The following is an 18857-nucleotide window of genomic DNA, read 5'->3' as shown; positions in this document are numbered from 1 at the left end:
ACACACCGCAGAGCGCGGCGGGGCTATAGCTCAGTTGGTTAGAGCGCATCCCTGATAAGGATGAGGCCACAGGTTCAAATCCTGTTAGCCCCACCAGCGAGAAGACCCCCAACCGATCGGTTGGGGGTCTTTCGCGTGTTCGGGGGAGGGGGCGGGCGGCCGGGGCATGGAAACGCCCGGCCGCTGGCGACGGGGGATACGTCAGCGGCCGGGCTGTGGCCAAGGGTACAAGAAGGGCGGGGTGGTGGGAGGGCGAGTCGGCGGGGATGGCGTGGAGTCATCGGTCGCAGGGGGACTCGTAATCGAGTCGGGGCAGGTAGTCGTGCCAGTTCTCCGCCGTGAGGACGCCCCGGGTGGTGGAGCAGATGCGGTCGATCGCGTCGTCGACGTCCAGATTCCACAGGCGGACGGTGTCGGTGCCGCTGGAGACGCCGAGCATCTGGCTGTTGGGGCTGAAGGACAGGAACGTACCGGTCTTGGCGTTGGGGCTCATCGCCTGGCCGATGGCGGTGGCGTGGGCGGGGCGGGAGACGTCCCACAGGCGGACGGTGTTGTCGTTGCCGCTGCTGGCCAGGGCGCTGCCGTCGCGCCGGAAGGTGAGGGAGGCCACCGCCTCGGTGTGGCCGGTCAGGGCGGCCAGTTCACCGGCGTGGGCGGGGTCGGCGACGTGCCACAGGCGGACGGTGTTGTCGTCGCCGCCGCTGGCGAGGACCTGGCCGTCGGGGCTGTAGGCGAGGGTGTTGACGGGGCCCATGTGCCGGGCGAGGGGGCGGCCCGCGACCGTGGCGTGCCGTGGGTCGGTGACGTGCCACAGGCGGATGGTGTTGTCCGCGCTGCCGCTGGCCAGGGTCCGCCCGTCGGGGCTGAAGACGAGGGCGTTGACGTACCCGGTGTGGCCGGTGAGCAGGGCGCCGAGGGGGCGGGGGGCGGTCGGGTCGGTGACGTCCCACAGGCGGATCGTGCGGTCGTCGAACGCGGTCGCGAGGGTGCGTCCGTCAGGGCTGTAGGCGAGCGCGTCGGGCCCGGCGAACCGGGTGCGCAGGGCGACCGGCGGACCGTACGCGACCGGCCGGGCGGGGTCGGTGACGTTCCAGAGCTGGACCGCGCGGCTGCCGGTCAGCACGGCGAGGGTGCGGCCGTCGGGCGAGAACACCAGGGACCGTACGTCGCCCTTGCCCGGCCGGAACGGGGCGCCGAGGCGCACCGGGCGGCGGGGCGAGGTGACGTTCCACAGCCGGACCCGGCCGTCGCGGGCGGCGGTGGCGAGCACCCGGCCGTCCGGCCGGAACCTGCCGATCCGGCCGAGCATGTCGGAGGTCGGGATCGACCACAGGCGGACCTTGCCGTCGCCGTTGCCGGTGGCGAGCGTACGGCCGTCGGGGCTGAACCCCAGGGCGTACATCTCGCCGCTGGCCCCGGCGAGCGGCTCGCCGACCTGGGAGGGGGAGGAGGGGTCGCTGACCTTCCACAGCGTGGCCGTGCTGTCCGCGCTGGCGGCGGCGAGCATGGTGCCGTCGGGGCTGAAGTCCACCGACCAGACGGGCCCGGTGTGGCCGCTGAGCGAGGGGCCGACCGGGGCCGCGTGGGCGGGGTCGGCCGTCCGCCACAGCCGTATGGTGTCGTCCGAGCCGCCGCTGGCGAGGGTGCGGCCGTCGGGGGCGAACGCCACCGAGTGCACGGTGGCCGTATGGCCGGTGAGGGTCCTGAGCGGGTCGGTGTGCCGGGGGTCGGTGACGTCCCACAGGCGGATCGTGGCGTCGTCGCTGCCGCTGGCGAGGGTGCGGCCGTCGGGGCTGAACGCCACCGAGCGCACGGCGGCGGTGTGGCCGGTGAGGGTGTCGAGCGGCTCGGGGCGGCGCAGGTCGGTCATGTCCCACAGGCGGACGGTGCCGTCCTCGCCGGCGGAGGCCATGGTGCGGCCGTCCGGGCTGAACGCCAGCAGGTAGACCGGGCCGTCGTGGCCGGTCAGGGGCGCCCGGACGAGGCGGGGGCGGGCGGGGTCGGCCACGTCGTAGAGCCGGATCGTGCCGTCGTCGGAGGCGCTGGCGAGGGTGTGGCCGTCCGGGGTGAACAGGGCGGTGCTCACCCAGCTCCGGTGGCCGGTGAGCGGCTTGCCCAGCGGCTCGGGGCGGGACGGGTCGGCGACGTTCCACAGCCGTACGGTCCGGTCGTAGCTCGCGGTGGCCAGCAGATGCCCGTCCGGGCTGAACGAGGTCAGGTACACGGCGCCGGTGTGGCCGGTGAGGGGCGTGGCCAGCGGCGCGTTGACTATGGAGATCAGGCGGTTGCCGGTGCCCTCGTCGTCGGGGCGCAGCTTGTGCGCGACCAGGGCGAGCCGGGCGGAGAGCGAGGGGTCGGTGTACTGGACGCGGTCCGCCTCGGCGAGGACCTGCTCGAACACCGCGTCGTTGCGCTGCTGCCAGGCGATCACCGCCGACCCGGCGGCCAGCAGCGCCAGCACGACCAGCGCCGCGACCGCGGCCCGGCCGATCCGCACCGAGCGCCGGCGCAGCTTCACCGAGGCGGCCAGGAACTCCACCGCGCTGCGGGTCAGGAAAGTGTCGCCCGCGGACTCCGCCCAACTGTGCGCCTGCGCCAGCCGGGACCCCCGGTAGAGCAGGGACGAGTCCCGGCCCGACTCCTCCCAGGCCCGGCCGTCCTCCTCCAGCTTCTGCCGCAGCAGGTTGCCGCCGCGGTCCTCGTCGATCCAGTCGCGCAGCCGGGGCCAGGCGTGCAGCAGCGCCTCGTGGGTGATCTCGACGGTGTCCGCGTCCAGCGTCACCAGCCGGGCGCGTACCAGCGCCTCCAGGGACTCCTCCGTCTTGCCGGGGTCCGTGGACTCCTCCGCCAACTGCCGCCGGGTGCCGCGCCGCCGGGTCGCCTGGGTGTCCTCGCCGAGCCGGACCAGCCGCAGCAGCAGCAGCCGCGCGGCCGTGCGCGCCGCCGGGTCCAGTCCCGACCAGGCCCGCTCGGCGCTCGCCGCGACCGCGCCCTGGATGCCGCCCGCCGCGCGGTAGCCGGCCAGCGTGAGCCGGCCGCCCTTGCGCCGCTGCCAGGTGGCGAGCAGGGCGTGGGAGAGAAGGGGCAGCACACCCGCGTCGTGCGCCCCGCGCGGGCCGTCGGCGCTCACCTCGCGGACGATCAGCTCCGCCAGCCCCGGTTCGATCTCCAGGCCCACCGCCTTGGCCGGCCGGGTCACCGCCTCGCGCAGCTCGGCGGTGGTGAGCGGGCCGAGCACCATGTGGCGGTGCTGGAGGGCGTCGGCCAGTTCGGGATAGCCGAGGCACTGCTCGTAGAAGTCGGCGCGGATGCCGAGGACCACCTGCGCGGGGGCCGGGTCCCCGGGCCCGGCCGGCGTGCACAGGGCGTGCAGCGCCCGGACGAACGTCCGCCGCTCCTCCTCGTCGCGGCAGAGCGTGAAGGTCTCCTCGAACTGATCGACGATCAGAACCGGGCGGCCCGCGGACGACGACCGCTTCCGGGCCCACTCGGCGACGGACCGCCGTAAGCGCCGGGCGACTTGCGGGGAGATGTCGGTGCGGCTGGTGACGACCGGGACGAGCGGGGGGAGGATCCGGGCCAGTCCGGTGAGCGGGGCGGCGCCCGGTACGAGCTGGAGGACGGTCCGCGCCGGGGGGTCGCCGTCCTCCAGGGCGGGCACCAGACCGGCGTGCAGCAGGGAGGACTTCCCGGCGCCCGAGGCGCCCACGAGCATGACCAGGCCCCCCGTCCGCTCCGCCGCGCGCAACTGGGCGACGAGGGCGTCGGTGCTCCGCTCCCGGCCGAAGAACCAGCGGGCGTCCTGCTGCCGGTAGGAGGCCAGCCCCCGGTACGGGCACACCCCGCCGGGCACCGCCTCCTCCGGCGGCCGGGCCTCCTCGGCGGCGGGCGCGCCGGCCACCGCGCTCTCCCACAGGCGCTGCCACTGCGCGAGGTCGTACAGACCGGGCGAGACGGGTACCGGCCGGATCCGGCGCGCTTCGGGGACCAGCACCTGGAGCACCGCCGCCAGCGCGGCGAACTGGGCGGGCACGTTCCGGGCCCGGCGCCAGTCGCTGATCCGCTGCGCGGACACCCGTACCGGACGGCCCCGTTCGTCGATCCGCTGGAGCCGGACGACCGCCTCGGCCACGCGCTTCAGGGGCGGATCGCCCGCCTCCTTGTAGAGCAGCGCGAGACGTTCCGCGAAGGCCGTGCGCGCTCCCGAGTCGGAGCCCAAGGTCTCCACCCCTTCACTTCGCTCGCACCGGACATCCGGACCGGAAAACTCACTCTATACGTCTGACCTGCGGCGATGTAGGGAGCCGGGAACCGGAACCTCCACGGTCGAGGCCCCAGCGGGCAGGATCATCACCCAGCGCGCCCGCCACCTGACCGCCGGACATGCCACCAGGTCAGTGCCCCGAAACACCCCTCATGACGCCGCGAACTCCGGATCGGCCGCCGGCCGGACCGGGAGATCCGCCCACCGTCCGGTACCGGTCCCCGCGAGGGGAGGGACCGGTACCGGACGATGGGGCACCACGGGGGTCAGTCCCCGGCTCGCGCCTCGCGGGCCGGCGGCAGCAGGAGATCACGCTCGGGATGTTTCTCACCGGTGACGCTGCCGCGGATGCCGAGGTCGGCACGGGCCGCCTCGTGGAAGTCGTTGATCAGCCGGAACGCGGCGCGGTGCCGCTCGCGCCACTCGGCGAGGCTGCCGGAGAGCGCGCCCGTGGCCTGCCAGTCGATCTCGGCGAGCACCGTGTTCAGCTCGTGCCCGGCCTCGATCACGTCGTCGCCGCCGAGCAGCATGACCCGCTCGAACGCCGATCCCCAGCGCCGGCCGCCCTCCGCCAGGTCCTCCCGGAGGTCCTGCTCCGGCCGGTGGTCGTCGCGCCGGCCCTCCCGGGCCTCGTACAGCCGGGCGGCCAGCGCGATCCGCATCTTGGCCGCGTCCACGTACTCCGCGTACGTGTCGATCTTGCGGTCGTCCCAGCGGGTCAGCTTCTGATGGCGGTTGCGGCTCCGCTCCATCAGGTGGTTGGTGACGTGCGTGCTCAGCGCGCCGAGCAGCACGGCGGCGATGGTGATGAGCTGCTCGCCGGACCCCACCGCGTCTCCCCCGCCCAGGACGTGCCCCGAAGGTGTTGCGGATGATCTTACGAGTGCCGGGCGGGTCGGGGGGCCGGTTCGGTGGGTTCGGCGGTCCGCGCGCGGGGCAGGGAGGGCGTGAAGGTCTCCGGCCGGCCGTGACGGGAGCGCGTATGAGGATCTCCGTGGACCCCGACCTCTGCTACGGCTCGTACGACTGCGTGCACCGGATCCCGTCCGTCTTCACCACCGTCGACGGGTTCGGCGCCGTCCTGCCGGGCCGCGAGGACGCCGGTGACGACCAGCGGGTGCGGGACGCGGCCCAGTGGTGCCCGTCGCAGGCGATCACCCTCACCGAGTAGCGCGCGCGGACGGCTCCCCCGCCGGGCCGGCCGGGGGGTACCGCCAGCCGAACTCCGCCAGGGCCCGGGCCCTGGCCTCCACCACGGCCATCCGGGCCGCGCGTTCGGCGGGGTCCACGTGGGTGGGCTGCCGGGTCGCCTGGCCCTCCCACTTGCGGTAGTAGAGGCCCACCTCCGACGAGAACCAGCCACGGCTCACCGCGCCGAGCGCCAGCAGCAGCCCGGTGTCCTCCGAGGCGGGCAGCGCCATCCAGCCGCCGAGGGCCAGCAGCAGTTCGCGGCGGACGCAGAGGGTGGCGGGGTGGACCTGGGCGCGGAAGTCGTTCGCCGTCCAGAAGTCCAGCACCGCGCCGCGTTCGATCGGGCCCGCCTCGGGGTCGCCGGGGAACCCGGCCGTCGTCCCGTCGGGCAGCAGGTCCAGCACCCGGGAGGTGGTCCAGCCGATGCCGGGATCGGCCTCCAGGACGGCCAGGTCACGGGCGAGGGTGCCGGGCGGCAGCAGGTCGTCGGCGTCCAGGATCTTCACGTACGCGCCCTCGGCGTGGGCCAGGGCGATGGTGCGGGCCACTCCGGGGCCGCCGGGCCGGCCCTGACGGAAGGTCACGCGCGCGTCGTCGGGGACGTACGGGAGGACGGCGTCCGTGCCGCCGTCCTCCTGGATCACCCAGTGCCACTCCCAGCCCTCGGGGAGCCGCTGCGCGCACAGCGAGTCGTACGCCTCGGGCAGGAAGCGGGCCGACGGGGCGTGGACCGCGGTGACGACGACGACGCGCCGGCTCACGGCGGCACTCACCGCCGTTCCCGCTGGCTGGACGGGACGACGAGGCGGGGCTCCGTGGCGCTGGGCACGCAGGGGAGCGTAACAACTCCTCGCGGGAGGACATGACGAAGGCCCGGCGGCTCCTGTGAGCGGCCGGGCCTTCGTGGTCCGTGGGCGGTGCGGTACGCGGATCGCCGTGACGTCGGGATCGGTGAGCGGTGAGCGGTGGGCACGCGCGCGTGCCGGGGCGGTCGGCGCTGGAGCGGCGGGTCGGTCGGCGTCGGCGCGGTGGGCCGGTCGGCGCTGGAGCGGCGGATCGGTCAGGGCCGGCGCGGTGGGCCGGTCAGCGCTGGAGCGGGGGGTCGGCCGGGGTGCGGTGTCCGGTGGTGGAGCCGTTGCCGGTGCGGCAGTGGTCGGAGGTGGCGGCGCCGGCCGGGTCGGCGGCGGTCGCGTCCGTCAGCGGGCGGTGCCGGCAACTGGGGGACTTGCCGTGCGCCTCGGCGTGGATGCGCTGCTTCATCGTGGGGGGCAGGGACCCGGTCCGTGACCAGGACCAGGGAGCCGGCGCCGGGGCGGCCGTCCGCTGCGGAGTGCTCTCGCTGTTGCGCGCGGTCTCGGTCCGCGGTACCGCCGCGGCGGCGCTCGTGGTGATCAGTCCGAGCGCCGTGAACAGCGCCAGGAAGGCGGTGACGACGGTGGTCCACAGCGTCATGACCTTGTTCCGGGCCATGGCCCCTCACTTTCGGGTTGGGCGATTTGCGTACTTTCCTCATGATGTGTATGAGCGCCGCGAAGTGGTGGACCGACGCCCGTGGCGCGTCGATGTTCAGATGAACACCACACGGATGGGTGCACGGGAGGGCAAAAGGTGCGAAGGCGGGAGGAGGGCGGTCAAAAGCTGACCGTCCGTGGGGGTGTGATCACCCTCCGATCAGAACGGCGTCACCCTTCTCTATGGGGCTTGTGCGGCGCCGAGTTGACGCCCGACGCAGGTCACCGATCGATATCGGTCGGTGTGTATAGTCGGGCGCCAGAGGTCCCCTACGTCAACGAAAGACGAGGTCGCGCGGTGAAGAAGCTTCTCCTGGTCGCACTGGCCGCCATCGGCGGGCTCCTCGTGTACCGCCAGATCCAGGCGGATCGCGCCGAGCAGGATCTGTGGACGGAGGCGACCGACTCCGTGCCCACGGGTTCGTGAGTCCGACCGGCATACGATTCTGAGCAGACCCCGGCCGTCATCACGGTCGGGGTTTTGTGTTGCCCGGGAGCCGGTCCGGGTGGGGTTTCGGACGCGCGTAGGCGTTGGGCGGATGGCGGGCGGGGCCGCGGGGCAGGATGGGCCACGGACGGGCCACGGACGGGCCAAGGACGGGCCACGGTCCGGTTGCGGGACGGCCCGGGAGCCGTTGGGTGCACGGGAGGGGTGGCGGGCGTTGGCGTGGGGGCGGAGGCGGAAACGGGGGTGGAGGCGGGCGTCGAGGCCGGGGGTGCGGGGCCTGGCCGCCGTCGGTGCGGTGCTGTGCCTGACCGCCGGTCCGCAGTGGACGGGCGTGGCCGGGGCGGTCGGTGCGTCGGCTGGGTCCGCCGGATCTGCCGGATCTGCCGGAGCTGCCGGGCCCGCTGGGTCCGCGGGGCCCGCTGGGTCCGCGGGGTCCGCTGGGCCCGCCGGGTCCGCCTTCACTGACGTACTGGCGGGGTCCGCCGCCCTCGCCGACGCACCCCCGGGGTACGCCTTCGCCGGTGACGCCCGGCGGATCGACGGGGCGGACGGCGCCGCGGACGCCGCGTGGCTGAAGGCCGGGGCCACGTACCGCAGTTCGCTTCCCCGGGACGGCACGCTCTACTACCGCCTGGACCTCGACGCCGTCTCGACCACCTATGTCTCCGTCACCGCCGTCCCCCGGTCCGGTGGCGAGGTCACCGCCGTCGACGGCATCCGGGTCTCCCTGCGGGACGCCGACGGCGGCGCCTGCGACTCCGGCACCGCGAACTTCGGCGCCGCCCGCAGCCCCCGCCCGGTCACCGCCTGGGCGAAGCGCGAGGTCTCCCCCGGCGCGACCCGGTGCCAGGAGGCGGGCGCCTACTACCTGGTGGTCGAGCGGTCCCGGCCGCAGGACTCCCCGCCGGACGCCTGGGACCTGGAACTGACCACCGCCGCCGAACCGGGCCTGACGCGGACGCCCACCAGGAACACGCCGGAGACCTGGGACTCGGCGACGCCCGAACCCCCGGCGGGGACGCCGGTACGCCGCCGGGGCGGGGACGGCTTCGCCGGGGCCACGCCCATCGGCGAGGGCGCCTGGCGCGACGACATCCGGCCCGGGCAGACCCTCTTCTACAAGGTGCCCCTCGACTGGGGACGGCAGGTGTACGCCACCGCCGACCTCGACGCCACCGCGGAGGGCAGCGGCTACGCCACCGCCGCGCTGCAACTGGCCCTGCACAATCCGGTACGCGGCCGGGTCGACAGCGCCGGCGCCGGGTACAGCGGCCGGCGTGCCACCGTCGGCCTGGACCCCGTGCCGCCGGTGGCGTACGACAACCGGTACGCCGTCGCCGGACGGGTGAGCGCGATGCGGTTCGCCGGTTCCTACTACCTGGTGGCGCACCTCGCCGAGCAGGTCGCGGACGACTTCGGGGACGGGCCGTTCACCCTCACCCTGCGGGTCCGGCTGCTCGGCACGGCCGGGGCGGGGCCCGGATACGCAGGGGAGCCGGTGCCGCGGGACCTCTTCACGGTCACCGGGACCGACCGGGTGGCGACGGCCCCGCAGGGTGAGGGCGAGGACGGCACCGGGAACCTGGCGATGAAGGCGGTCGCGGTCGGCGGGATCGGCACGGGGAGCCTGCTGCTGGCCGGGCTCGGGGTGTGGACGGTCGTGGCGCGGCGCAGGGGCGCGTGATCGGCGCTCACAGCCGGGTCAGGGCCCAGAGGCCGACCGCGTAGCAGAGCAGCGCGAGCAGCAGGACCGGGACCGCCACCTTCGCCGGGGGGCCGGGGCGGCGCAGCCGGTGCGCGCGGCGCCGTGCGCCCGAAGGGGCGGGGGTGGAAGGGGGAACCTGAGCGGCCCGAGCGGTGTACGAAGCAGTAGGGGCATCGACGCGACCGGGCTCCGGATACGCCGGTGCGGTGCCGAGGGACGACGAGGGCGAGGCATGAGGAGACGACGAGAATGGCGAGAACGGCGAGGACGCCGAGTACGGGAAGCTCGGGGCGGACGAGGAGTCCGGGAAGCCCGAGGAGTCCGGGGAGTACGGGGAGTCCGGAAAGCCCGAGGAGTCCGAGGAGCCCGAGGGGGATTCTGGCCGCTGCTGCTGAGGTCGCTGCTCCGCCTGCTCGGGCCCCCTTCGTGGGTCGCGCGGCGGCAGGGCGGTGGTCGCGGTCGTGGCCTGTGGGGGCGGCAGGTGGAAACTGCCGGTGTCCGACTGGGGGAAGGACGGGACACTACGGGGGTCGTCGGAGGCGGAGACAGGCTCCTGCCCGGAACTGCCGGTGTCCGCGCCCGGGTCCAGGTCTCCCGGTCCCCGTGCCACCTGAGACTCCGACGCACCGCGCGGCGTTCGCGGCCTGACCGCTCGCCGGGGGCCGATCGGCCCGTCGGGGCCGAACCCCGGTGGCAGCGGCCCGACTTGGTCGAAGATCTCGATCTTCTCGTCGTCGGGGCCGGGCTCCGGCAGCAGCTCCGCCGCCTCGGCCAGGGCCTTGCGCGCCCCCGTCGCCGTGCGGAAGCGGGCGAGGGGATCGGGCTGCACCAGCGTGGCCACCACCTGCCACAGCGGCTCGGGGATCCCCCGTGGCGCACCCGGGGTGCCGTGCTCGGCGAAGTGCCGCACCAGGGACTTGGTGTCCGGCTTGGCGCCCTGGAGGAGGTAGAGGGCGACCAGTCCTACGGCGAACAGGTCGGCCGGGAAGTCCGGTTCGGCGCCCATCACCTGTTCGGGCGCCAGATAACCGGGCGTCCCCACCACCAGGTCGGCCTCGGTCAGCCGGGGCTCGCCCAGCCGCATGGCGATGCCGAAGTCGCCCAGCCGCAGCCGGGGCCGGCCGGTGCCGGTGGCCTCCAGCAGGACGTTGGCGGGCTTGATGTCGCGGTGCACGACGTCCTCCGCGTGGACCGCGGCCAGCCCGGACAGAAGCTGGTCGAGGAGGGTGCAGACGAAGGCCGGCGGCAGCGGGCCGTAGTCGCCGACCAGGTGAACGAGGGAGCCCCCGGTGACCAGGTCCATGGTGAACAGGACCTTGTCGTCGTCGGCGGCCCAGCTCGCGGGCGCCAGCACATGGGGGTGGTCGATGCGCAGCGCCTGTTCGCGGACGAAGCGCAGCAGGGAGTGCGCGTCGCGTTGCTGGAGCACCTTGGCGGCCACATAGCGTTTGCGGCGGTGGTCCCAGGCCCGCCAGACCGCGCCCACCCCTCCGCGTCCGATCGGGTCGACCAGTTCGTACCGGCCGGCGAAGACCTCACCCATGGCTTCCGCGTCGCTCCTCCCCCTGAGGCTCCCCGTCGTCCGCCGCGCGCCCCCGTCGGACGCCGCTCCCGGGCCCAGCCGCCGCGCCCCCTCGGGGACGGTCGGGCCCGGAGGGAGGTCAGCTCTGGTGGGACTGGTAGTGCGCGACCGCGTCGGAGGTGCGGCCGGCGCCGTACACCCGGAGGAACTCTGCCAGCTCCGGGTGGCTCGGGGCGAGAGTGTCCGCCGCTTCTATGATGTCGCCCGCGGCGGCCACCGAGCGCAGCAGCGACTGGATCTCCCGGACCACCCGCTTCACCGTCGGCGCCCCCGAACTGCCGGTCGACTGCGTGGTGTTGCTGAGCACCGAGCCCCCCTGAGACTTCTTGATCTCTTCCATGCGCTCCGTGGCCTCGGCGGCGCTCACACTGCCGTCGGCGACCTGCCCCGCCAGGTCCTGGAGCAACTGCACCCGCTGGACCACCGCGGGATTGCCGATCTTCGCCCGCTGACCGCTCATGAGCTGCGACAGCATCGGGGCGGACAGTCCCAGTACCCCCGCCAGACGAGCCTGATTGAGACCAAGATCGTCGATGAGCCTACGGAAGAGCGCCCCCAACGGCTCTCCGTACCAGTTCCGCTGCAGTTCCCGCGCTCTTGCGGTGGCTTCCTGCTGTGCGGCGTCCATTGCGTCTCCCCATCGCTGCCCCGAAAACCGCAGTTCGCTCCAGCGAACCACGCCGAGCATCTTACGGAGAGTGGTCGTGCACCGGGACCCCCCATCTTTTTGCGAGATACCGGGGGCGACCCGGTACTCTTGGTCGCGGCGCCCACCGCGGCGACGCCCGCCCGGTCGGTCACGCCACTTCCGGGGCCTTAGCTCAGTTGGTAGAGCGCTGTCTTTGCATGGCAGATGTCAGGGGTTCGACTCCCCTAGGCTCCACCCGGAAAGAGCCCCTTCACCTGCGGAAAAGCAGATGGAGGGGCTTTTCGTTCCGGATGTTCCGGGAAGACGGAACAGGCGGTCCTGAAGGCCGAGTTCGGGGCCGGGGGCGGCCGGTCCGCTCTTGATATCGTCACTCCACAAGGCACCAGGACCCCCACCGCCGCGGGGCGGTGTCACGTGGCTCACGCCGTCGGAGCCGTTCGGTCGCTGCCGACGAGGTGGAAGGGGTTGACCATGCGGGCGAAGGTACGGGCCGCTCTCGACGCGCTGTACATGAAGCGCCTCGTCAGGGAGTTGGAGGGCCGCCCACGCCCCCAGCACATCGGCATCATGCTGGACGGCAACCGCCGGTGGGCCAAGATGTCCGGGATAGACGACCCCCGCGAGGGCTACCGGGCGGGCGGCGCCAAGGTGCTGGACTTCCTCCGCTGGTGCGACTCGGCGGAGATCGAGCACGTCACCCTCTACATGCTCTCCGACGACAATCTGCACCGGCCCGAGGAAGAGCTGAACCCGCTGATCGACATCATCGCCGAGGTGGTGGAGCGGCTGGCCGTGCCGGGCAACCCCTGGCCCGTCGAGGTCGTCGGCGCTCTGGACCTGCTGCCCGCCGAGTCGGCGAGCCGGCTGAAGGCCGCCACCGCGGCGACCCAGGGCCGCCAGGGCGGGACGAAGGTGGACGTCGCCGTCGGCTACGGCGGCCGGCGCGAGATCGTCGACGCCGTCCGTTCGGCGCTCATCGAGCACAGCGCCAAGGGTGGGGACATCGACGAGTTCATCGACACCTTCACCATGGAGCACATCTCCAAGCACCTGTACTCCAAGACGCGTTCGGAGTCCGACCTGATCATCCGGACCTCCGGCGAGCAGCGTCTCTCCGGCTTTCTGCTCTGGCAGTCCGCGTACGCGGAGATGTACTTCTGCGAGACCTACTGGCCGGACTTCCGGGAGATCGACTTCCTGCGCGCCCTGCGCTCCTACTCGCTGCGGGAACGTCGTTACGGACGGTGACGGGTAGGGCGTCCGAGGGACGTTCCACGTGAAACATCGCCGCGGGGCGGGAGACCCACTCTCCCGCCCCGCGGCGTTGTCCGTAGGGTCGATCTCCGTCAGCGCTGGTCGTCGGTGTGGGAGCCCTCGTTCTCGGCCTGCTTGGCCTGCACCTCGGGGTCCAGTTCGGCCGGGCCGCTGCCGTCCACCGACGTCAGGTGGCCCGCCTCGGGGACCTCCGTCGCGGCCGGCGGCTCGACCAGCCAGTCCGGGTTGGCCTGCTTGTCCCACCACTTCCAGGCGGCGAAGGCGCCGCCCGCGACCGCACCCAGGACCAGCAGCATCCGGGCGGCCCGGCCGGCCTTCGCGCGCCGCTGGTGCTTGCGCGCCAGCTTCTGGATCTCCGCGGCGGAGACCTGACCGCGCAGCGCCGCCAGTGCCGCGGCACCGCGCAGCGCGGCCTCGTCCCGGACGGGACCGGCCGCCGCCACCGCCTGCTCGATCCGGGGACGGGAGAACTCGGCCGCCTGGCGGGCGGCCAGCCGGGCCCGGACCGCCGCCTCCTGGGCGGCCTGGTCGACCTTCGGCGGCACATGCGACCGGGCCTGCTCCAGCTTCGGCGCGAGATGGGCGCCGTACTGGAGGCGAGCCTGGTCGGCGGCCTGGGACACCTTGGGCGCCAGCCGTACGCGCGCCTCGTGTGCGTAGTGCGCGGCCCTTTCCTTGGCCGTGTCGGCGTAGGGCGCCACCACTTCCGCGGCGTGCAGCACGCTGTCCTTCGCCGAACCGGTCGCGGCGCGCACGCTGTCGATGCGGGTCACGGGTTCCTCCTCCTCGGTGGCGTACGGTAATTCGACTTTCCACCCTTTTACGGATCATGCCTGCCGACGCCCTGTCAGGCATGCGAAGACAGGCATCCGGGTCACGGGACGACCTCGGCGGAGCGCGGACCGATCTCGATAGCGGGTGAATACGGAACAACGGGAGCTTGTCGTCGACAATGCCACGGATCGTCGCCCGCTGTCCTCGCTCCGCGGCACTCGGCCGGATTTCCGCACCCGAGGTTCACCTGGGAGTGGTGGCGGCGGACCGCTGGGCGACGGGGGGCGCGGGCCGTGCGAGGATCAGGGAGTCACAGGAAGACAACGGAAGGCAGATCGTGGCTGAGCAGCTTTACGCCACCCTGAAGACCAATCACGGCGACATCGACGTCCGGCTCCTGCCGAACCATGCTCCCAAGACGGTCAAGAACTTCGTCGAGCTCGCCAAGGGCGAGCGGGAGTGGACGCATCCGGCCACGGGCCAGAAGACCACGGACAAGCTCTACGACGGCACGGTCTTCCACCGGGTGATCAGCGGCTTCATGATCCAGGGCGGCGACCCGCTGGGCAACGGCACCGGCGGCCCCGGCTACCAGTTCGAGGACGAGTTCCACCCGGACCTCGCCTTCGACAAGCCCTACCTGCTGGCCATGGCCAACGCCGGTCCGGGCACCAACGGGTCGCAGTTCTTCGTCACCGTCGCCCCGGCGACGTGGCTGAACCGCAAGCACACCATCTTCGGCGAGGTCGTCGACGCGGCCAGCCAGAAGGTCGTGGACTCCATCGCCACCACGCAGACCAACCCGCGCACCGACCGTCCGCTCAGCGACGTGGTGATCGAGTCGGTCGTCGTGGAGACCCGCGAGGGCTGAGCCCCGCCGTGACCGGGCCCGATCCGGGAGCGACCGGTCACCGGGGGAACCAAACGCCCCGCCCGTCCGTAAGGATGGGCGGGGCGGTGCTTTGTCACGACGACTTCGAGGGGACCTCATGGACCAGGCAGCGGGCAGCCCACAGGACGCCGGGAGCCTGCCGGTCTGCTACCGCCATCCGGACCGCGGGACCGGCATCCGCTGCACCCGCTGCGAGCGGCCGATCTGTCCCGAGTGCATGGTGAACGCCTCGGTCGGTTTCCAGTGCCCCGACTGCGTCCGCGGCACCTCCGGCGCCGGGCCCGCCCCCGCCGCCGCCCGGCCCCGCACCCTCGCCGGCGGCGGGATCACGGCCGACCCCCGGCTGGTCACCAAGGTGCTGATCGGCCTGTGCCTGGCCGCCTTCTTCGCCCAGTTGTCCGCCGGGGACTCCTTCACCAGCCGCTTCGAGCTGATCGGCCGGGCCTATGTGCCGCTGCTCGGCGGGGTCGAGGGCATCGCGGAGGGGCAGTACTACCGGCTGCTGACCCCGATGTTCCTGCACGGCAGCTATATCCACATCCTGTTCAACATGCTCAGCCTGTGGTGGATCGGCGGTCCCCTGGAAGCGGCTCTCGGCCGGGCCCGCTACCTGGCCCTGTACCTCGTCTCCGGGCTGGCCGGCAGCGCGCTCACCTATCTGCTCGCCGAGCCCAACCAGCCCTCGCTCGGTGCCTCGGGCGCGATCTTCGGGCTGTTCGGCGCCACCGCGGTCCTGATGCGCCGGCTCAACCAGGACATGCGGCCGGTGGTCGCGCTGCTGGTGATCAACCTGATCTTCACCTTCAGCCCGGGCTTCAACATCGCCTGGCAGGCCCACATCGGCGGCCTGGTGGCGGGCGTGGTGGTCGGCTACGGCATGGTCCACGCCCCGCGCCGGCGGCGGGCGCTGATCCAGTACGGCATCTGTGCGCTGGTGCTGGTCGCAGTCGTCGTGCTGACCCTGGTGAGAACCTCGCAGCTCACCTGAGCACACCGTTTGTCCACAGCGTGTGGCGGATCTTGTGCACACTGTGCGAGAACATCTGTGCCCCCTGTCACCGGACCGTGTTTCCGCAGGTCAGACAGGGGGCGCACATGCTTTCGGTTGCCGGTGGTTCTGTCACACCGGCGTCAACCTCCGGTGAGTTATCCACAGATCGTCGTTTCTTTTCCTCATGCTGTGGAAATCGCTGTGGATAACTCGGTGGAGAGCCGTGGGCAGAGCCGTGCTCAGCGGTCGGCGGACGTCACTTCCACTGGGTGGAGACGCCGAACCCGGCGGCGATGAAGCCGAAGCCCACCACGATGTTCCAGTTGCCCAACTGCTCGATGGGCAGCGACCCGTCGGTCACGTAGAAGACGACGATCCAGGCCAGCCCGATCAGGAACATGGCCAGCATGACAGGGGCGACCCAGGCACGGCTGTTGAGCTTGATGCTCGTCGTCTGCTTCGCCGGCGGCGGCGTGAAATCGGCCTTCTTGCGGATACGTGACTTCGGCACGAGGGTCTCTCCTGTCGATGCGCTGCGTGGCCGCGCAGGGAACTGGGTCGGGCTCGGGGCAACGTACAAGGGGACTCTGAGCGCTCCCCCGGGCGTCCGTTAGCGTAGTGCTTCCGTGGCGCCGAAGGAGATAAGGGTACGTTGAGCAATTCTGCCGACTCCCCCGGGACGGGTTCCAGTGCCGCCCGCGGCCGACGCTTCCGGCCCGTGCGCGTGCTCACGGCCCTGGTCTTCGCCCTCGCCGGACTGATCTTCTTCACCAGCTTCAACACGGCCAAGGGCACCAACATCCGCACGGACGCCTCCCTGCTGAAGCTCTCCGACCTGATCCAGGAGCGCAGCCGCAAGAACGGCGAGATGGAGGAGTCCAACGCGGCCCTCCGCCACGACATCGAGTCCCTGGCCGAGCGCGACGACGACAGCACCCAGGCCGAGGACGACAAGCTCGCCGCCCTGGAGCGGCGCGCGGGCACCCAGAAGCTGAAGGGCAGGGCCGTCACCGTCACGCTCGACGACGCCCCGCCGGACGCCACCGCCAAGCTCCCCGGCTACCCCGAGCCCCAGCCCGACTACCTGGTCATCCACCAGCAGGACCTCCAAGCCGTGGTGAACGCGCTCTGGCAGGGCGGCGCCGAGGGCATCAAGGTCATGGACCAGCGGCTGATCTCCACCAGCGCCGTGCGCTGCGTGGGCAACACCCTGATCCTCCAGGGCCGGGTCTACTCACCGCCGTACAAGATCACCGCGGTCGGCGACCCGGAGAAGCTGAAGCAGGCGCTGGCCGCCTCCCCGGCGATCCAGAACTACATGGTGTACGTCAATGTCTACGGGCTCGGCTGGCAGGTCGAGGACGACGGGACGGTGACGCTGCCCGGCTACTCGGGCACCGTGGACCTGCACTACGCCCAGCCCGTGGAGTGATCCCCCGGCCGCGCCCGTCCGGTGGCTCGGTTTCACGTGGAACATCCCGGTGCGGGAGGACTCCGGCCGGCGGACGGTCCGCGTATCGGATCGACAAAGGGCCGGACAAATCCGTGCCGCCGGGCCCCGGCGTGATCGATCCTGTCTCCGGGACGGCCGGGCTCCCCGGACGCCCGGGCCCGTGGAGGCCGGGAAACCTCGGGCGTAGCGCCGTTAGTCTGTTGCCGTACGGCGTGAGTCCGGTGCCGTGGTGCGAGGGAAGGGACGGCATGTACGGCTGGATCTGGCGGCATCTGCCGGGAAACGCATGGGTGAAGGCACTGATCTCGCTCGTGCTCGCCCTGGCCGTGGTCTACGTCCTCTTCCAGTACGTCTTCCCGTGGGCCGAGCCGCTGCTTCCCTTCAACGATGTGACGGTGGACAACCAGTGAGCGCACGCATTCTCGTCGTCGACAACTACGACAGCTTCGTCTTCAACCTGGTCCAGTACCTGTACCAGTTGGGCGCCGAGTGCGAGGTGCTGCGCAACGACGAGGTCTCCACCGCGCACGCCCAGGACAGCTTCGACGGCGTGCTGCTCTCGCCCGGCCCGGGCGCCCCCGAGCAGGCGGGCGTCTGCGTCGACATGGTCCGGCACTGCGCGGCGACCGGCGTCCCCGTCTTCGGCGTCTGCCTCGGCATGCAGTCGATGCAGGTGGCGTACGGCGGTGTGGTGGACCGGGCGCCCGAGCTGCTGCACGGCAAGACCTCGCCGGTCGAGCACGAGGGCCGGGGCGTCTTCGCCGGCCTGCCCTCGCCCTTCACGGCGACGCGGTACCACTCGCTGGCCGCCGAACCGGCCACCGTGCCGGCCGAGCTGGAGGTCACCGCCCGTACCCCCGACGGCATCGTGATGGGCCTGCGCCACCGCGAACTGCCCGTCGAGGGCGTGCAGTTCCACCCGGAGTCGGTGCTGACCGAGCACGGCCACCGGATGCTGGCCAACTGGCTGGCGGAGTGCGGCGACCAGGGCGCGGTGGCGAGGTCTGCGGGGCTCGCCCCGGTGGTGGGCAGGGCCACGGCGTGACCGCGCTGCGCCCCGAGCGCGAGTCCGGCGCGAGCGGCGGCGCCGGCGCCCCGGGGTCCTCGTACGGGCAACGGCGGTACGGCGGTTCCGGTGCGGTCGGGGACGGCGGGTACGCGGCCGACCGGACCCCCGCGCGGCCGTACCTGGCGCCGGTGGACGAGGAGACCGTGGCGCTGCGCATCCCCGAACCGCCGGCCCGCCCGGCGGACGAGCGGCCCGCCCCTGCCCCCGCCGGCGGCCGGGCGGCCCGCAGGAAGGCCGCCAAAGGGCGCCATGGCGGCCGTCGGGGCGCCCGCCGGGGCCCCGGGCCCTCCGCCGCCTCCCCCGAGGCCCAGGACGCCCCCGAGGCGCCCCGTAGCCGCGTCGAGGCCCGCCGCCTGGCCAGGGCCAGCAGACCGGGCCCGGCCGTCATCGCCAGCCGGGTCATCGGCGAGGTGTTCATCACCACCGGCGTACTGATGCTGCTGTTCGTCACCTACCAGTTGTGGTGGACGAACGTGCGGGCGCACGCGCAGGCCGACAAGGCGGCCAGCAGCCTCCAGGACGACTGGGCGGACGGCAAGCGCAGTCCGGGCGCCTTCGAGCCGGGCCAGGGCTTCGCCATCCTGCACATCCCCAAGCTGGACGTCGTGGTGCCCATCGCCGAGGGCGTCAGCAGCAAGAAGGTGCTGGACCGCGGCATGGTCGGGCACTACGCCGAGGGGGTCCTGAAGACGGCGATGCCCGACGCGAAGACCGGCAACTTCGGGCTCGCGGGGCACCGCAACACCCACGGCGAGCCGTTCCGGTACATCAACAAGCTGGCGCCGGGCGACCCGATCGTCGTGGAGACGCAGGACACGTACTTCGTCTACAAGATGGCGTCCATCCTGCCGGTGACCTCGCCCAGCAACACGAGCGTCCTCGACCCCGTCCCGCGGCAGGCGGGCTTCACCGGGCCCGGCCGCTACATCACGCTCACCACCTGCACCCCCGAGTTCACCAGCAAGTACCGGATGATCGTTTGGGGCAGGATGGTCGAGGAACGGCCGCGCAGCAAGGGCAAGCCGGATGCGCTGATCAGTTAAGGGCAGATGA

At 72.6% G+C, this 18857-nt stretch carries 18 protein-coding genes and 2 tRNA genes; 12 read left to right on the top strand and 8 right to left on the bottom strand.

Translation table 11 applies throughout. The features are described 5' to 3' along the window. Positions 1-19: 19 nt before the first annotated feature. A tRNA-Ile gene (locus tag IE316_RS06115) sits at positions 20-96 on the top strand. Between the two features lie 181 nt (positions 97-277). Here the strand turns inward: IE316_RS06115 and IE316_RS06110 are convergent. Together IE316_RS06110 and IE316_RS06105 are read right to left on the bottom strand one after the other, a co-directional pair. Beyond that, complete coding sequence (locus IE316_RS06110; protein ID WP_190203083.1) at positions 278-4228, bottom strand: nSTAND1 domain-containing NTPase; 3951 nt, start codon at positions 4226-4228, stop codon at positions 278-280. A gap of 302 nt (positions 4229-4530) precedes the next feature. Then, on the bottom strand, positions 4531-5094 hold the full coding sequence (locus IE316_RS06105) for a hypothetical protein (RefSeq protein ID WP_229910216.1): 564 nt from the start codon (positions 5092-5094) through the stop codon (positions 4531-4533). Between the two features lie 152 nt (positions 5095-5246). On the opposite strand from IE316_RS06105, the gene IE316_RS06100 reads away from it, so the two are divergent. Next, entirely contained in the window at positions 5247-5435 is a 189-nt protein-coding gene (locus IE316_RS06100; RefSeq protein WP_190203082.1) for a ferredoxin, read from the top strand. Here the strand turns inward: IE316_RS06100 and IE316_RS06095 are convergent. Beyond that, positions 5425-6228 (bottom strand): glycosyltransferase family 2 protein, encoded by an 804-nt coding sequence (locus IE316_RS06095; RefSeq protein ID WP_229910215.1) that lies wholly within the window; start codon positions 6226-6228, stop codon positions 5425-5427. The genes IE316_RS06100 and IE316_RS06095 overlap by 11 nt on opposite strands. 310 nt (positions 6229-6538) lie before the next feature. Beyond that, the gene (locus IE316_RS06090) at positions 6539-6925 is read right to left on the bottom strand and encodes a DUF6344 domain-containing protein (RefSeq protein WP_190203081.1); all 387 of its coding nucleotides are present in this window, start codon (positions 6923-6925) and stop codon (positions 6539-6541) included. Between the two features lie 339 nt (positions 6926-7264). On the opposite strand from IE316_RS06090, the gene IE316_RS35340 reads away from it, so the two are divergent. Next, positions 7265-7393 (top strand): DLW-39 family protein, encoded by a 129-nt coding sequence (locus IE316_RS35340; protein ID WP_003999697.1) that lies wholly within the window; start codon positions 7265-7267, stop codon positions 7391-7393. A 289-nt stretch (positions 7394-7682) separates the two neighbouring features. Beyond that, the gene (locus IE316_RS06080; protein ID WP_229910214.1) at positions 7683-9098 is read left to right on the top strand and encodes a hypothetical protein; all 1416 of its coding nucleotides are present in this window, start codon (positions 7683-7685) and stop codon (positions 9096-9098) included. A gap of 7 nt (positions 9099-9105) precedes the next feature. On the opposite strand, the gene IE316_RS06075 is transcribed toward IE316_RS06080, so the two are convergent. Beyond that, a complete protein-coding gene (locus IE316_RS06075; RefSeq protein ID WP_190203080.1) occupies positions 9106-10662 on the bottom strand; it encodes a serine/threonine-protein kinase in 1557 nt (518 codons plus the stop codon). 118 nt (positions 10663-10780) lie between these two features. Beyond that, positions 10781-11329, bottom strand: a complete 549-nt coding sequence (locus IE316_RS06070) for a helix-turn-helix domain-containing protein (protein ID WP_190203079.1) — start codon at positions 11327-11329, stop codon at positions 10781-10783. A 182-nt stretch (positions 11330-11511) separates the two neighbouring features. On the opposite strand from IE316_RS06070, the gene IE316_RS06065 reads away from it, so the two are divergent. Beyond that, a tRNA-Ala gene (locus IE316_RS06065) sits at positions 11512-11584 on the top strand. A 237-nt stretch (positions 11585-11821) separates the two neighbouring features. Continuing rightward, complete coding sequence (locus tag IE316_RS06060; RefSeq protein WP_190203078.1) at positions 11822-12598, top strand: isoprenyl transferase; 777 nt, start codon at positions 11822-11824, stop codon at positions 12596-12598. A 98-nt stretch (positions 12599-12696) separates the two neighbouring features. Here the strand turns inward: IE316_RS06060 and IE316_RS06055 are convergent, their stop codons facing one another. Beyond that, positions 12697-13398, bottom strand: a complete 702-nt coding sequence (locus IE316_RS06055; protein ID WP_190203077.1) for a DUF5324 family protein — start codon at positions 13396-13398, stop codon at positions 12697-12699. A 338-nt stretch (positions 13399-13736) separates the two neighbouring features. On the opposite strand from IE316_RS06055, the gene IE316_RS06050 reads away from it, so the two are divergent. Both IE316_RS06050 and IE316_RS06045 read left to right on the top strand, forming a co-directional pair. After that, complete coding sequence (locus IE316_RS06050) at positions 13737-14270, top strand: peptidylprolyl isomerase (RefSeq protein ID WP_190203076.1); 534 nt, start codon at positions 13737-13739, stop codon at positions 14268-14270. Between the two features lie 118 nt (positions 14271-14388). Beyond that, complete coding sequence (locus IE316_RS06045) at positions 14389-15279, top strand: rhomboid family intramembrane serine protease (RefSeq protein ID WP_190203075.1); 891 nt, start codon at positions 14389-14391, stop codon at positions 15277-15279. A 259-nt stretch (positions 15280-15538) separates the two neighbouring features. On the opposite strand, the gene crgA is transcribed toward IE316_RS06045, so the two are convergent. Continuing rightward, positions 15539-15793, bottom strand: coding sequence for a cell division protein CrgA (crgA, locus tag IE316_RS06040; RefSeq protein WP_190203074.1), 255 nt, complete (start codon positions 15791-15793; stop codon positions 15539-15541). A gap of 141 nt (positions 15794-15934) precedes the next feature. On the opposite strand from crgA, the gene IE316_RS06035 reads away from it, so the two are divergent. From IE316_RS06035 to IE316_RS06020, 4 genes are all read left to right on the top strand, one after another. Further along, the gene (locus IE316_RS06035; protein WP_190203073.1) at positions 15935-16714 is read left to right on the top strand and encodes a DUF881 domain-containing protein; all 780 of its coding nucleotides are present in this window, start codon (positions 15935-15937) and stop codon (positions 16712-16714) included. Between the two features lie 269 nt (positions 16715-16983). After that, positions 16984-17145: a hypothetical protein gene (locus tag IE316_RS06030; RefSeq protein WP_190203072.1), complete on the top strand. Its 162-nt coding sequence runs from the start codon at positions 16984-16986 to the stop codon at positions 17143-17145. After that, the gene (locus IE316_RS06025) at positions 17142-17780 is read left to right on the top strand and encodes an aminodeoxychorismate/anthranilate synthase component II (protein ID WP_190203071.1); all 639 of its coding nucleotides are present in this window, start codon (positions 17142-17144) and stop codon (positions 17778-17780) included. Before IE316_RS06030 ends, IE316_RS06025 begins: the two co-directional genes overlap by 4 nt. Then, positions 17777-18847: a class E sortase gene (locus tag IE316_RS06020; RefSeq protein WP_190203070.1), complete on the top strand. Its 1071-nt coding sequence runs from the start codon at positions 17777-17779 to the stop codon at positions 18845-18847. The genes IE316_RS06025 and IE316_RS06020 overlap by 4 nt, the downstream gene beginning before the upstream one ends. Positions 18848-18857 lie beyond the last annotated feature (10 nt).

Source organism: Streptomyces fumanus (assembly GCF_014655295.1).
Classification (GTDB): Bacteria; Actinomycetota; Actinomycetes; order Streptomycetales; family Streptomycetaceae; genus Streptomyces; species Streptomyces fumanus.
The sequence above is the reverse complement of the archived record's forward strand: the minus strand, read 5'-3'. Positions and strand labels throughout refer to the sequence as shown.